This window comes from Arcticibacter svalbardensis MN12-7 (assembly GCF_000403135.1).
GTDB classification, from domain to species: Bacteria; Bacteroidota; Bacteroidia; order Sphingobacteriales; family Sphingobacteriaceae; genus Arcticibacter; species Arcticibacter svalbardensis.
In genome coordinates, this window is sequence record NZ_AQPN01000149.1 from 20584 (window position 1) to 35896 (window position 15313).

The 15313-nt window shown below is 39.0% G+C and carries 12 protein-coding genes; 2 read left to right on the forward strand and 10 right to left on the reverse strand.

Translation table 11 applies throughout. From position 1 onward, the window contains the following. The first annotated feature begins 5 nt into the window (after nt 1-5). On the forward strand, nt 6-863 hold the full coding sequence (locus ADIARSV_RS20120; protein ID WP_016197536.1) for an outer membrane beta-barrel protein: 858 nt from the start codon (nt 6-8) through the stop codon (nt 861-863). Between the two features lie 148 nt (nt 864-1011). Continuing rightward, entirely contained in the window at nt 1012-2001 is a 990-nt protein-coding gene (locus ADIARSV_RS20125; RefSeq protein WP_016197537.1) for an ABC transporter ATP-binding protein, read from the forward strand. A 24-nt stretch (nt 2002-2025) separates the two neighbouring features. Here the strand turns inward: ADIARSV_RS20125 and ilvA are convergent, their stop codons facing one another. The 10 genes from ilvA to ilvD form a co-directional block, all read right to left on the reverse strand. Further along, nucleotides 2026-3273 carry a threonine ammonia-lyase IlvA gene (ilvA, locus tag ADIARSV_RS20130; RefSeq protein WP_016197538.1) on the reverse strand — a complete coding sequence of 416 codons (1248 nt, stop codon included), beginning with the start codon at nt 3271-3273 and terminating at the stop codon, nt 2026-2028. Nucleotides 3274-3455: 182 nt separating this feature from the next. Further along, complete coding sequence (gene leuB, locus ADIARSV_RS20135) at nt 3456-4520, reverse strand: 3-isopropylmalate dehydrogenase (RefSeq protein WP_016197539.1); 1065 nt, start codon at nt 4518-4520, stop codon at nt 3456-3458. 34 nt (nt 4521-4554) lie between these two features. Then, nucleotides 4555-6072, reverse strand: a complete 1518-nt coding sequence (locus tag ADIARSV_RS20140) for an alpha-isopropylmalate synthase regulatory domain-containing protein (protein ID WP_016197540.1) — start codon at nt 6070-6072, stop codon at nt 4555-4557. Nucleotides 6073-6183: 111 nt separating this feature from the next. Beyond that, entirely contained in the window at nt 6184-6780 is a 597-nt protein-coding gene (leuD, locus tag ADIARSV_RS20145; protein WP_016197541.1) for a 3-isopropylmalate dehydratase small subunit, read from the reverse strand. Nucleotides 6781-6805: 25 nt separating this feature from the next. Further along, nucleotides 6806-8218 (reverse strand): 3-isopropylmalate dehydratase large subunit, encoded by a 1413-nt coding sequence (gene leuC / locus ADIARSV_RS20150; protein ID WP_016197542.1) that lies wholly within the window; start codon nt 8216-8218, stop codon nt 6806-6808. Between the two features lie 59 nt (nt 8219-8277). Beyond that, nucleotides 8278-9786 carry a 2-isopropylmalate synthase gene (locus ADIARSV_RS20155; RefSeq protein WP_016197543.1) on the reverse strand — a complete coding sequence of 503 codons (1509 nt, stop codon included), beginning with the start codon at nt 9784-9786 and terminating at the stop codon, nt 8278-8280. A gap of 112 nt (nt 9787-9898) precedes the next feature. Continuing rightward, on the reverse strand, nt 9899-10957 hold the full coding sequence (gene ilvC / locus ADIARSV_RS20160; RefSeq protein WP_016197544.1) for a ketol-acid reductoisomerase: 1059 nt from the start codon (nt 10955-10957) through the stop codon (nt 9899-9901). Between the two features lie 63 nt (nt 10958-11020). After that, entirely contained in the window at nt 11021-11641 is a 621-nt protein-coding gene (gene ilvN, locus ADIARSV_RS20165; protein WP_016197545.1) for an acetolactate synthase small subunit, read from the reverse strand. A gap of 17 nt (nt 11642-11658) precedes the next feature. Beyond that, entirely contained in the window at nt 11659-13410 is a 1752-nt protein-coding gene (gene ilvB, locus ADIARSV_RS20170; protein WP_016197546.1) for a biosynthetic-type acetolactate synthase large subunit, read from the reverse strand. Between the two features lie 44 nt (nt 13411-13454). Then, entirely contained in the window at nt 13455-15173 is a 1719-nt protein-coding gene (gene ilvD, locus ADIARSV_RS20175) for a dihydroxy-acid dehydratase (protein ID WP_016197547.1), read from the reverse strand. Nucleotides 15174-15313: the final 140 nt, after the last annotated feature.

Consider the following 15313-nt stretch of genomic DNA (forward strand, 5'->3'; position numbering starts at 1 on the left):
TATTTATGAAACCTTTAATTCTATTCTCTCTGCTGCTTCTATGCATCCAAACTGGATTTGCATCAGTAAAGTCTGATACAACTGTAAATTACTCATCAAGTACGGATACAACCATAATAACATCCTCTTCTGGTTCGGATACCACAGTAATTAAAAAAAGAAAAAATGTCAATTTTGAATGGTCATTAGGTAAAAATGAGAAAGATAATACAGAATCCTCAAGTAAGCATAGAAAGGCTCCAGGCGTTATATATGGATTAACGTTTTCAAGGTTTGATTTAGGCTTCTCCAAATTAGTAGATAACGGAAGTTTCACGCTGTCTGACCCAAATAATTTTCTGGAGTATAATGGATGGAAAACCAGTACAGTAGGATTTGACCTATTACAGTACGGCTATCGGTTCAATAGTAGTTTTAAAATATATTTATCTGCTGGTTTTGATTGGACGCTTATCCGTTTAAAAAAGAATATTACAATGATTAGAAACTCTCCTGTATTAGATTATGAGGTCTCTGATATTGAGTTTGATAAAAATAGATTTTCTTCTACTTATATTCGATTACCGCTATCTTTTGAATGGAGATCTAAGGATGATAATCGTGGAAATAAGTTTAGGTTCATAGCTGGTCCTGATATGGGCTTTTTACTTAATGGAAAAGTGAAGCAAAAAAGCAGTGAGAACGGTAAACAGAAATTCAATGATAATTACCATTTTGCCACATTCAGGTATGGAGCTTTCGCCCGGATAGGTTATGGAGGAACAGGTTTATTTGCGAAATATTACTTTAATGATATGTTTGAGAATAGTCCGGGTCAGGAAGGTTTGCAAAATATGTCCTTTGGAGTATCTTTAGGGTTTTAATCAATGAGCTAAGAAACAGATGCTAAAATTTTGTCATGCTTATGCTTTAATACGTTAAAAGCTTGATTTTTATTTATATTTAAAAATACTTAATAACCCTGCTAATTCCTGATTAAGGACAGCAGGGTTTTTTTAATTCATATTGCACATGATAAATCAACCTGCTATTGAGCTCAAGCAAGTTACAAAATTATATAGTACACAACCGTTATCTGGTGTCGAATCTATTAGTCTAACTATACAGCAAGGAACTATAACTGTAATTGCAGGTGCTAGTGGAAGCGGGAAAAGTACACTGATCAAGCTTATTTCAGGACTTATGAGTCCCGATTCAGGTGAAGTTTATTATCAGGGGAAACATGTTGCCGGTCCATCAGAAAAACTCATTCCAGGACATGATGCTATGAAAACCGTGGCTCAGGATTTTAATCTCAATATATATGCGAAAGTGTACGATAACATAGCCGGATTGTTATCCAATACCGATCTTAAAGGTAAGCAGCGTAAAACTTTTGAAGTAATGGAGTTTTTAAAAATTGATCATCTAGCTCAAAAGCGGGCAGTAGATCTGAGTGGAGGAGAGCAACAACGTGTAGCTATTGCACGCGCAATCATTACTGGTCCGGAAGTACTCCTTTTAGATGAACCATTTAGTCAGGTTGACGCCATGTTCAAAAATGAGTTAAGAGCCGATATCCGACGCATGGCAACCTATTTAGGTATCACAGTAATACTGGTATCTCATGATCCTCTTGATGGTCTGTCGCTCGCCGATAACATGGTGATTATTAAAGATGGGAAATTAATAGAAGAGGGGAATCCTTTTTATTTATATGACCATCCAAAAAAACTGTATACCGCAACCTTATTAACAAACTGTAATGTGCTATCCAAGGAAGATGCCGCTACAGTAGGCATCTTCTCCGAAAAGGATAATATTGTTATTTATCCGGAATGGATTGTATTTAACGACCGTGGACTTAACTTTTATATCAAAGAATGCCTTTTCAAAGGATTCTATGAAGAGTTAGTATTAGAGTACGAAGGAGTTGTTTTACGTGCATTAAGCCAAAGTCCGGGCAGATATAAGAAAGGGCATTGGATACAAGCAGAACTGACTCGTTTTTATGATTATTGAATCCCGTAAATGATAGATATTAAGCTATACCAGATACTCAAATAATGTCTTATCCCGGTTAATTTCTTTGTAATCAAATCGATGTGCCTCCATCCTTTGGATAAGTGAAGCATAATCATCTGCAAATTTAAGTTCGATTCCCACTAAAGCAGGTCCAAACTCTCTTTGCGTTTTCTTTATGAATTCAAAACGAGTAATATCATCCGTTGAACCCAATACATGATTGACAAATAACTTCAAAGCACCCGGACGTTGTGGGAAACGGATCACAAAGTAATGTTTAAGCCCTTCATACAATAAAGAAAGTTCTTTTATCTCTTGCATGCGTTCAATATCATTGTTGCCTCCGCTGATAATACAAACTACTTTTTTACCTTTAATCTGGTCTTTGCAGAGATCCAGGGCAGCGACAGATAATGCTCCGGCAGGCTCAGCAACAATAGCGTCCTGGTTATATAGTTGTAATATGGTGGTACAAACTTTTCCTTCCGGAACAAGAATGATATCTTCAAGTACTTCTTTACAGATCGAGTAAGTTAGTTCTCCTACGCGTTTTACAGAGGCACCATCAACAAAATTGTTTATCTCCTCTAAGGTTATAGGACCTCCATTCTCAATAGCCTTAGTCATGGAAGGTGCCCCCATTGGTTCAACTCCCAGTAGTTTAATAGTAGGGTTTTTCTGTTTAAAGTAGCTTCCAGAGCCGGCAGCTAGTCCCCCTCCGCCAATAGGGATCAATATCACCTCTGCATCTTCAAGATCCTGCATAATTTCAACCCCTACCGTTCCCTGACCTTCAATGATGTTATAATTGTCAAATGGTGGTATGAAATTCATGTCATGGTCTTTGGTATAGATCAACGCTTCCCGAAGGCAGTCATCAAAAGTATCTCCCACCAAAATAATTTCAACCATTCCGTCTCCAAACATTATAGTTTGATCAAGCTTCTGTTTAGGCGTTATTTCAGGCATGAAAATTACGCCACGTGTATTTAACTTTCTGCAGGAGAAAGCAACACCTTGAGCATGATTTCCTGCACTAGCACATACTACACCCTTTGAAAGCTGCTCTGTAGAAAGCTGAACGATCATGTTATAGGCTCCTCTGAGCTTATAAGATCGTACTATTTGCAAATCCTCTCTTTTGAGATATACTTCGCAATCGTATTTAACTGATAGTCTGGAATTGTATATTAATGGAGTGCGTTTGATTACTTCTTTTAACCGTTCAGCAGCTATTTCCGGGTTGAATTTAACTTCAAGATCTGACATGTATATATTTATGAATCGAAGAAGCAAATTTAAACAGTAATATGAGATATCTGCAGCTTTTATTATAAAAAGAAAGGCTGTCCCAATACTGGAACAGCCTTAATGATTAGAAATTAGAATTGGGTCTACTCCGTTTTGATTTATTAGCTATTAACAAGTTTAATTCAAATTAACTTTTGAAATTATGCTATGTTAGCAGCTAACCAATCACCCACTTCAGTAGTTTTATACGCTTTTTTGCCTTTAACCACTATATCTTCAGTCACAATACCTTCATCTAAAGATTTGTTTACAACCGCCCTGATTAATTCTGCTTCTTCTTTCAAACCGAAAGCATCTTCAAACATCATAGCAGCGGATAAAACTGTGGCTAATGGATTTGCAATATCCAGACCTGCTGCCTGAGGATATGAACCATGTATAGGCTCAAATAATGAAGTATGTAGCCCAATTGAAGAGGAAGGCATTAATCCCATTGAACCCGATATAACTGAAGCTTCATCTGTTAAGATATCGCCAAATAGATTTTCAGTGATTAATACATCATATGAACTTGGCCATTGAACCAGGCGCATCGCTACAGCATCTACAAATTCGTAGCTTACTTTCACTTCAGGATACTCTTTTTCCATCGCCTGAACAGTTTCTCTCCATAAACGGGAGGACTCCAGAACGTTTGCTTTATCCACACAGCATAATTTTTTACTTCGGTTCATTGCCATTTCAAAACCAAGCTTAGCTAAACGCTGCACTTCAACTCTTGTGTAAGTACAAGTATCAAATGCGGTATTCCCATCATCTTTACGGCCTCTTTCGCCAAAATAGATACCACCCGTTAATTCTCTTAGAATGATTAAATCGGTGCCTTCAATCCGTTCTCTTTTTAAAGGAGAGTTATCGATTAAAGAAGGGAAAGTAAATGTTGGACGAACATTTGCAAATAAGCCTAATTTCTGACGCATTTTTAACAAACCTTGTTCCGGACGCACAGTTGCTTTAGGATCATTATCATAACGGGGATGACCGATAGCACCGAATAAAACAGCATCTGCTGCCATGCAAACAGCATGTGTTTCATCGGGATAGGGCTCACCAACAGCATCTATAGCTGCAGCACCAGTTAAGGCGGAGGTCCAGTTTACCTCATGTTTAAATTTAATGGCTACTGCATTGACTACTTTTACAGCCTGGTCTATTACTTCAGGTCCTATTCCATCTCCTGCTAAAAGAGCTATATTTAATTTCATTTTTATTTAAGTTATTCTTGTTAAGTATTGAAGGCTAGATGATATTTAACATCTTCTGTGTCGATTTAATGGCACATACCGTTTGGTCCGAATCTAATCCTCTGGTGATAAAGGTTTTATGTATGGTTTCCCATGTGATAATCGTTTCACATAAGGCATCTGAATGACTCCCGGGAGCTATTCTTACCGCGTAATCTATAAGTTTTGGTAAACAAAGATTTTTCATTACGTAAATTTTAGTCAGCGCTTTCATGAATGCATCGAACTGTCCATCTCCTTGTGCACTTTCTTCAAATAGTTCTCCATGAATGCGTACACATATAGTCGCTGATGGTCGAAGTCCTTTTGAATTTGTTAAAACATAGGACTCAATAATCACCTTGTCTTCATAAGTATTACTATCAAGGACGTCCGAAATGATATATGGAAGGTCTTCCATCGTTACCGTTTCCTTTTTGTCGCCTAGTTCGATGACACGCTGAGTCACCTTTTTTATTTCATCATCATTTAACCGAAGACCCAACTCCTGAAGGTTCCTTTCAATGTTGGCTTTGCCTGATGTTTTTCCTAAGGCATATTTACGTTTTCTCCCAAACCGTTCAGGCAGCAAATCATTAAAATAAAGATTGTTCTTATTATCGCCGTCTGCATGAATCCCTGCCGTTTGAGTAAAAACGTTATCCCCTACAATAGGTTTATTAGCCGGGATTCGAACCCCAGAGAATGTTTCCACCAGCTTACTCACTTTATAGATCGAAGATTCCTCTATTGATACTTCAATTTCAGGAAGAAAATCTTTGATTACCGCAATAGCACTAGCCATAGACGCGTTGCCAGCCCTTTCTCCCATTCCATTTACCGTCAAATGTAATCCATCAGCTCCTGCTTTAACCGCTTCTAATACATTTGCATTGCCCAGATCATAATCGTTATGTGCATGAAAATCAAAATGGAAAAGGGGATACCTTAACTTCAAACCAGCAATAAAACTAAAGGTCTCCGATGGTGATAGCACACCTAATGTATCTGGTAATAGAACGCGTTCAATCTTCTGAGTAGTTAAAAAATCTAAATACTCTAGCACATATTCCTGCGAATTACGCATGCCATTACTCCAGTCTTCCAGGTACACGTTGGTAGAAATGCCTTTTAAAGCGGCAAGGCTTATTACATGAGCGACTTCCGAAAAATGTTGCGTAGGTGTTTTTTTTAACTGATGAGTTAAATGATTTAAAGAACCTTTGGTTAATAAATTCTGCACTTGTACCCCAGCACTCACCATCCAATCTATGGATGTTCCATTGTCGACAAAAGATAAAACTTCTATTTTGTTAATGTGTCCATTGGACCTGGCCCATTCCGTAATCGCCTTAACAGACTCCAGTTCTCCTGCTGATACACGTGCTGAAGCAACTTCAACCCGGTCTACAGCTAGTTCTTCAATAAGGAGTTTACTAATTGTTAATTTTTCTGAAGTAGAAAATGACACGCCCGAAGTTTGTTCACCATCCCGCAAGGTCGTATCCATTATCTCAATTTTTCTCTTTTTCATGTAATGGCTTAATCGGTTCTATAAGCATTAAAAAAATGGAAGAGTGCTGCATTGATCTGCGAAAAGCACTCTTCTGTTTTCTAAAACTTTAATTTAGCAACATCATATCTATTAAAGAGGAAGATGTAAGGCAAACTCCTGAATTTCGGTCTTGATGTTTTGTAAATAGTCAATATCATCAAACCCATTGGTCATGTTATCTTTTTTATAAGGACTAATTTCAAAGCTTTCCTGCTCTCCGGTTGAAAGAAGTGTGATTGTTTGTGCAGGAAGATTTATTTCAAGTTCTGCTTTTGGATCAGCGAAAACAGCAGCGAATATTTTTTCTAAAAATTCCGGACTAACTTGTACAGGTAATACCCCAATGTTCAAGCAGTTGTTCCGGAATATATCAGCAAAGAAGCTGGATACCACACATCTGAAACCATAATCATAAACTGCCCATGCTGCATGCTCTCTGGAAGAACCTGAACCGAAATTTTTACCTCCAACTAATATCTTACCACTGTAAACAGGGTTATTAAGAACGAAGTCTTGTTTTGGTGTGTTATCTGCATTATAGCGCCAATCACGGAAAAGGTTATCTCCGAATCCAACTCGCTCGGTAGCTTTTAAAAAACGTGCCGGGATAAGTTGATCCGTATCCACATTTTCAATAGGAAGAGGAACTGCTGTACTTTTTAATATATTAAAATTATCGTATGCCATTTCTTGAATTTTTAAACTTAGAAACTCAAACTAATTCTAGTTCGTGAATTAATGTTCTTGGGTCAGTTACTACACCTGTTACTGCTGCTGCTGCTGCAACCAAAGGACTGGCTAGCATTGTTCTAGCACCAGGACCCTGTCTGCCTTCAAAGTTTCTGTTTGAAGTACTTACCGCATACTTTCCTGCAGGTATTTTATCATCGTTCATGGCCAGACAAGCTGAACAACCAGGCTGACGCAAGGTAAATCCTGCTTCAATGAAGATATCCAATAATCCTTCCTCTTTGATCTGGGCCTCCACAATATGTGAACCGGGAACTAACCAGGCTGTAACATTCGCAGCCTTTTTTCTACCCTTAACCAATGAAGCAAATGCCCTGAAATCTTCAATCCTTCCGTTGGTACAGCTACCAACGAATACAAAATCTACCGGTTTTCCAACAATGGAGTCACCCTCAGAAAATCCCATATATTTTAAAGATTTTTCATACGTAGTTACGCCACCTTCCACATCCTCTGCGTCAGGGATATGATTCGAGATTCCCATGCCCATACCTGGGTTTGTTCCATAGGTAATCATTGGCTCTATAGTGGATCCATCAAAAGTCAATTCTTTGTCAAACGTCGCATCCGCATCCGTTTTAAGCGTAAGCCAGTAGGCCATTGCTTTATCCCATGCTTCACCTTTAGGAGTAAATTCACGACCTTTTACGTATTCAAATGTAGTTTTATCGGGAGCAATCATTCCTCCACGGGCACCCATTTCAATACTTAAGTTGCAAACCGTCATCCGGCCTTCCATACTCATGTTTTCAAAAACTTCTCCAGCATATTCTACAAAATAACCAGTAGCACCTGACGTGGTTAGTTTCGATATAATAAATAAGGCAACGTCTTTTGGAGTAACACCAAATCCTAGCTTTCCAGTCACATTGATCCTCATGCTCTTTGCCTTTGGCTGCATGATACATTGTGTAGAAAGTACCATCTCTACTTCTGATGTTCCGATACCAAAAGCGATGGCACCAAAAGCACCATGCGTAGATGTATGCGAATCACCACATACAATAGTGGCACCCGGTTGAGTTATTCCGTATTCCGGACCTACAACATGTACAATACCATTTTTCTGGTGACCCAATCCCCAGTAACTAATCCCGTATTCGTTAGAGTTTGTCTCTAAAGCTTTCAGCTGTTTAGCAGAAAGAGGATCGGCAACAGGTAAATGCTGATTAATTGTTGGAGTATTGTGATCGGCCGTAGCAAATGTACGCTCCGGATATAATACCTTAATTCCTCTTGTCTTTAATCCTAAAAAAGCTACCGGACTTGTAACCTCATGAATCAAGTGGCGGTCTATAAATAATACATCAGGTCCACCTTCAATCTTCTTCACAACGTGTGTATCCCACACTTTGTCAAATAATGTCTTACTCATTTTTTTATATTTATAATTCTCAAGACACCCAAAAGGGTCGGTCTCAATTAATTTATTGTTTATACAAATTTATTTAAAGCATCCAGATAGGCATTTGCAGAAGCACGAACAATATCAGTGCTAAATCCATATCCCATATACGATTTATCTTCATGAATAACCCGCATATCTACCTTACTGACATCATCACTTCCACCCTGAATGGAATGAATGTTAAACTCTTTTATTTCCACATCCGAAGCCATTATGCTTTGGATGGCATTGATTGTAGCACTAACCGGACCGTTTCCATAAGCGGTAGCCTTATGCTCAGTACCTTTATAGTTTAAGTTTATTTCAGCTGAAGGTTCAGTCTCATTACCACAAGTAACCAGCAATGAATTGATTTTTACTCCGTTTTTATAATTCACTTCCGCTTCAACACCCATTAGAAATAAAATGTCATCATCCTTAATTTCTTTTTTAGCGTCAGCCATCGTTAGAAAACGTTGGTAAACCTGATCCAGATCAAGGCGGTCATTAGCATAACCCAATCGCTCTAAATGATGTTTAAGTGCATGTCTGCCACTGCGGGCTGTTAAAATTATTTCCGATTGATCAATCCCAACATCTTCAGGATTAATTATTTCATAATTTTCACGATGCTTCAGTACACCATCCTGATGGATACCAGAACTATGGGCAAAAGCATTCTTCCCAACAATCGCTTTATTTGCTTGAACCGGCATGCGCATCATTCTGCTTACCATGCCACTCAGTTCATATATATGTTTGGTATTAATTCTATTCGTTAGATTAAGGGATTTGTGCGTTTTTAAAATCATCACTACTTCTTCTAATGAAGTATTCCCTGCACGTTCGCCTATACCATTAATGGTACATTCTACCTGGCGTGCCCCATTTTGTAAACCTACTATTGTGTTAGCAGTTGCTAAGCCCAGATCGTTATGACAATGAACGGATATAATTGCCTGATCAATATTTTTTACATTTTCTTTCAGATACAGAATCTTGGAGCCATATTGTTCCGGGAGACAATATCCGTTTGTATCGGGGATATTCACTACCGTAGCACCTGCTGCAATTACGGCTTCAATCATCTGAGCCAGATACGCATTATCAGCTCTTCCTGCATCTTCTGCATAGAATTCAATGTCCTCTACAAATTTCTTTGCATATTTTACAGACTCTACAGCACGCTCAATTATCTCTTCTCTTGTACTATTGAACTTGTATTTGATATGCATATCAGATGCGCCTATCCCTGTATGGATACGTGGATGACGGGCATGTTTTAATGCTTCTACGGCACAATCAATGTCTCCTTTGTTTGCACGGGTTAATGCACAAATAATAGGGTCGCGTATAATCTTTGATAGCTCAACTACACTTTTAAAGTCTCCTGGACTCGAAATAGGGAACCCAGCCTCAATAACATCTACACCCAGAGATTGCAATGCTTCAGCGATAACAATCTTTTCCCGGGTAGTTAATTGTGAACCTGGTACTTGTTCTCCATCACGAAGTGTGGTGTCAAAAATAAATATACGATTAGGATCGTGTAACATTCTATTTGCTTTATAGCCATGTCTTCAGACAGGACTTCAGTATTTATTTGTGATTTTTTATTAGAAAGCAATACTTAGCCTGAAGCTAAGTATTGCTTTACTTTTTGTAGTCTTATGCTTCTACTGATTGGTTTTCAGGGCGTAAACTTCTTACAGTTTTACCTGATTGCCATATTTCACTTTCGCGAAGTTCAGTTAATTCTGCATCCAATTTCTCACGGTAATCTGGTTGACTGTTCAAATCAATTGAACGCTGAGATTCCTTACCGGTAGCAACACTTTCATATAACTCTTCGAATACAGGTTTAGTTGCATCTCTAAATTTCTTCCACCAATCCAAAGCACCACGCTGAGCAGTAGTGGAACAATTTGCATACATCCAATCCATACCGTTTTCAGCAACTAAAGGCATCAATGATTGAGTCAGCTCCTCTACAGTTTCATTGAAAGCTTCAGAAGGACTGTGTCCTTTACTTCTTAATACTTCATACTGAGCTGAGAAAATTCCCTGAATACAACCCATTAATGTACCACGTTCACCTGTAAGGTCAGAATACACTTCTTTCTTAAAGTTGGTTTCAAATAAATATCCACTACCTACTGCAATACCCAAAGCAACAACGCGCTCAAATGCATTACCTGTAGCATCCTGGAAAATAGCATAACTTGAATTCAATCCGCGACCTTCAAGGAACATACGGCGTAATGAAGTACCTGATCCTTTTGGAGCTACTAAAAATACGTCAACTCCAGCAGGAGGGATGATACCGGTTTGCTCATTAAAAGTAATACCAAACCCGTGTGAAAAATATAAAGCTTTACCTGGAGTAAGGTGCTTTTTAACAGTTGGCCAAAGCTCAATCTGTGCTGCATCACTTAACAAGTAGCAAATGATAGTTCCTTTTTCTAACGCAGCTTCAATTTCGAAAAGAGTCTCTCCCGGTACAAATCCGTCTTTTACTGCTTTATCCCATGATTTTGAATTCTTACGTTGACCAACGATCACGTTGATTCCATTATCTCTTTGATTAAGCGCTTGTCCTGGACCTTGTACTCCATAACCAATTACAGCTACTGTTTCATTTTGAAGTACTTTTTGTGCTTTAGATAAAGGAAACTCTTCGCGGGTTACTACATTTTCTTCAACACCGCCGAAATTTAATTTTGCCATGATTTTTTGTTTTTGCTGTTAAGCTATTGTTTGTTTTTGTTATAATATTATTCCAAAGAGCAATTACATGCTGAATACCTTGTCTCTGCTATTGAGAAACTCATTTTCAATCACATCCTGTCCTGGTTCGATTCGCTCAAATTCGCGCAACTTCCGGTTAAAGCCATCACTGTCTTTAATAATAGAAATTCGCGCACTCCGTACAAATTCAATCAGCCCGAATGGCTGTAAAGCTATGATAAGAGCATCTGTTTCTGATCGGTGTCCCGTGGTTTCAAATACCGTGTAATCTTTCCGGATCACAACAGCCCTTGCACCATTTTCACGCAGTAACCGTTCTACCAATGCTTTTTCAGCAATGATATCAGTAGGGACTTTATATAAAGCCATTTCCTGCCAGATGATATCCTCGTTGGTATTGTAATATACCTTCAAAACTTCTACCTGCTTTTCAATCTGCCGTGTTACTTTCCTCACCACATCTTCCGTTTCAGTAATCACGATATTGAATCGGTGAATACTTTCAATCTCTGAGGGCGATGTGTTTAAACTTTCTATATTAATCTTTCTCCGTGTAAAAATTATCGCAATACGACCTAGAAGACCAATCTGGTTTTCAGTGTAAACAGTAATGTTATATTCCTGCTTAACTATGCTTATTTCTTTTTGATTCTGATCACTCATAACGCAAGGTTCTACTATTATTTAAGTCTTATTTCGCTTACACTACAGCCTTGTGGCACCATTGGAAATACATTATTTTCCTTCGTTACCATTACTTCAAGGAAGTAAGATCCATTGGTATTCAACATAGTTTGCAATGCTGTCCGCAAATCTTCTCTCTTGGAAACACTGCTTCCCGGTATGCCGTAAGCATCTGCTACCTTAATATAATCCGGACTTGTTATGTCAACAAATGAATAGCGCTTTTCCTGAAACAACTCTTGCCACTGGCGTACCATTCCCAAAAACTGGTTATTCAAAACGATGATCTTCACATCAATTCCACATTGCATGATGGTTCCAAGCTCCTGTATGTTCATCTGTATGCCACCATCTCCTATAACTGCGACTACTGTTCGATCTAATGCACCAAATTTGGCACCAATGGCAGCAGGTAATGCAAAACCCATTGTTCCAAGTCCGCCACTCGTAATGTTACTCCTGGTTTTGTTGAATTTACCATAACGGCATGCAATCATCTGATGCTGTCCTACGTCCGATACAATGATAGCCTCTCCCTTAGTCAGTTCATTCAATACTTGAATAACTTCAGCCATGGTCAGTTCGCCTGTAGTTGGAAATAATTCATTATCGATTACTTCAGCATGTTCCTCTCTTTCGAAACCTCTGAATTTTTCCATCCATTCCGAATGTTGTTTCGCATCACAAGCATCCATCAATAGGGGCAGTGTTTCCTTACAATCACCCCAAACAGGCACCGTAGATTGTACATTTTTATCTATCTCAGCAGGATCAATGTCCAGATGGATCACTTTAGCCTGTTTCGCATACTTATCTAAACGCCCTGTTACACGGTCATCAAACCGCATCCCTATAGCAATCAGCACATCACATTCATTTGTCAATACATTCGGACCATAATTACCATGCATCCCCAGCATCCCTACATTTAAAGGGTGATCACTTGGTATCGCTCCAGCACCTAATATTGTCCAGGCAGAAGGAATCCCTGTTTTTTCAATAAATGCCTTGAATTCTTGTTCAGCTCTACCTAATAAAACACCCTGTCCCCATAACACAAACGGTTTTTTAGCCGCATTTATAAGTGCTGCAGCCTCTGCAATATATTCTTTCCTGACAATAGGTTTTGGCCTGTAACTCCTGATATGAGCACAAGGTTTATAACCCTCAAAATTGAATTTTTGAAGCTGAGCATTCTTGGTAATATCAATTAGTACAGGACCCGGACGGCCACTTCTGGCAATATAAAAAGCCTTCGCCAGTATCTCGGGTATCTCTGTAGCATCTGTGATCTGGTAATTCCACTTTGTGATCGGAGAAGTGATATTGATGATATCGATTTCCTGAAAAGCATCTGTACCTAAAAGATGAGCAAATACCTGACCGGTAATACAAACAAGCGGAGTGCTGTCAATCTGAGCATCAGCTAATCCGGTTACCAGATTGGTAGCCCCAGGACCACTAGTTGCAAAAACCACCCCTACTTTTCCTGATGCGCGTGCATAACCCTGTCCAGCATGAATTCCTCCCTGCTCGTGACGAACCAGGATATGCTTTAATTTATCCATATAATCATATAGCGCATCATATATAGGCATGATTGCTCCCCCCGGATAACCAAATATAGTATCTACCCCCTCTGCAAGAAGCCCTTCTAATAAAGCAGCGGACCCCTTCATTTCAATTCCAGGGTTTGTTTTTTGCTCGGACAATACTTCCTGTTGTGCTGTTTCCATAATTAAATCCATTCAGGCCCTTTTTACTTTCGGTTAATAGTTTTGTTGTTTATTATTTAAAGATCTGTTACACATCCAAGTGCAGCATTACTTACCTGTTTAGCATATTTATAAAGAAGTCCTTTTTTAACCTTTAACTCAGGTTGAGACCAGGCCGCTCTTCTTTTAGCAATTTCCTCTTCGGAAACTTTAAGTGTGATGCTTCTGTCTACAGCATTCACATCAATAATATCATTATCCTGAACCAGGCCAATTAAACCACCATCAAAAGCTTCAGGAGTAATATGACCCACTACAAAACCATGAGTTCCTCCACTAAAACGTCCGTCAGTAATTAGCGCAATAGTTTTACCTAAACCTGCACCGATCAATGCTGACGTTGGTTTTAACATCTCCGGCATGCCGGGAGCACCTCTTGGACCAACATTACGGATCACGACAACATCACCATGTTGCACACGACCATTGCTTATGCCATGAATTAATTCAAACTCACCATCAAATACGCGGGCCGGACCTTCGAAACGTTCTCCTTCTTTACCACTGATCTTAGCCACACTACCACCTTGAGCAAGGTTCCCGTATAAGATCTGTAAATGTCCGGTTGCTTTTACAGGTGTTTCAATAGGAAGGATAACCTTTTGGTTCTCAAAATCAATTGCAGGTACATCAGCCAAATTTTCAGCGATAGTTTTTCCTGTACAAGTGATGCAATCACCATTCAACCAACCCAGATCAAGCAGATATTTCATCACAGCCGGTACACCGCCCATATTGTGAAGATCCTCCATCATGTATTTTCCACTTGGTTTCATATCTGCAAGAACAGGAATTCTGTTACTCACTTCCTGGAAATTATCCTGAGTCAATTCTATGTCCACACTAGCAGCCATGGCAATCAGATGCAATACCGCATTGGTAGAACCACCAAGAACCATCAAAAGAACTATAGCATTTTCAAATGCCTCCCTAGTCATGATGTCCTTTGGCTTAATATTTAATTCAAGTAAATTTTTGATTGCTTTACCAGCATCCAGGCACTCTTTATTCTTCGCATCGCTCAATGCCGGGTTCGAAGAGGAATAAGGTAAACTCATTCCTAATGCTTCAATAACCGAAGCCATGGTATTAGCGGTATAAATTCCGCCGCAAGCACCGGCACCCGGGCAAGCACGTTTAATTATTTCTTTAAAGTCGATCTCATCCATTTCTCCTGCAATCTTCTTTCCAAGCGCTTCAAATGCAGATACGATATTCAGGTCTTCACCTTTATAATGACCTGGTGCAATTGTGCCACCATAAACCATAATAGCAGGACGATTTAAACGGCCCATTGCCATAATAGATCCAGGCATGTTTTTATCACAACCCGGAAGAGCAATTAAGCCATCATAATATTGAGCACCACAAACGGCTTCAATAGAATCTGCAATCAGATCGCGGCTCACTAAAGAATAACGCATTCCCTCGGTACCATTACTCATTCCATCACTAACACCGATAGTATGAAAAATTAATCCTACCAGGTTTTCTTTCCATACGCCTTCTTTTACAATGGCGGCAAGTCCATTCAAATGCATATTACAGGTATTGCCATCATAACCCATACTCACAATTCCGACCTGGGCTTTGTCCATATCCTCATCTGTTAAACCAATTCCATAAAGCATGGCTTGAGCAGCCGGCTGAGTCGGGTCTTGTGTAAGGGTTTTACTGAAACGGTTCAATTCTTCCGTTTCTGTAGTGGGTTCTGTTGTATTTGTTAATGTCGCCATAATAAATAATCAATTCGGGAGTATTCCAATCTGTATTAAGATCGTCAATCGTTTTCCTGAATATTAATAATACTCAAGGTAAGCACAAGTTGTTTTATAGTCAATAGGGTATTGTAAATAATTAAAATAAGAATTATATT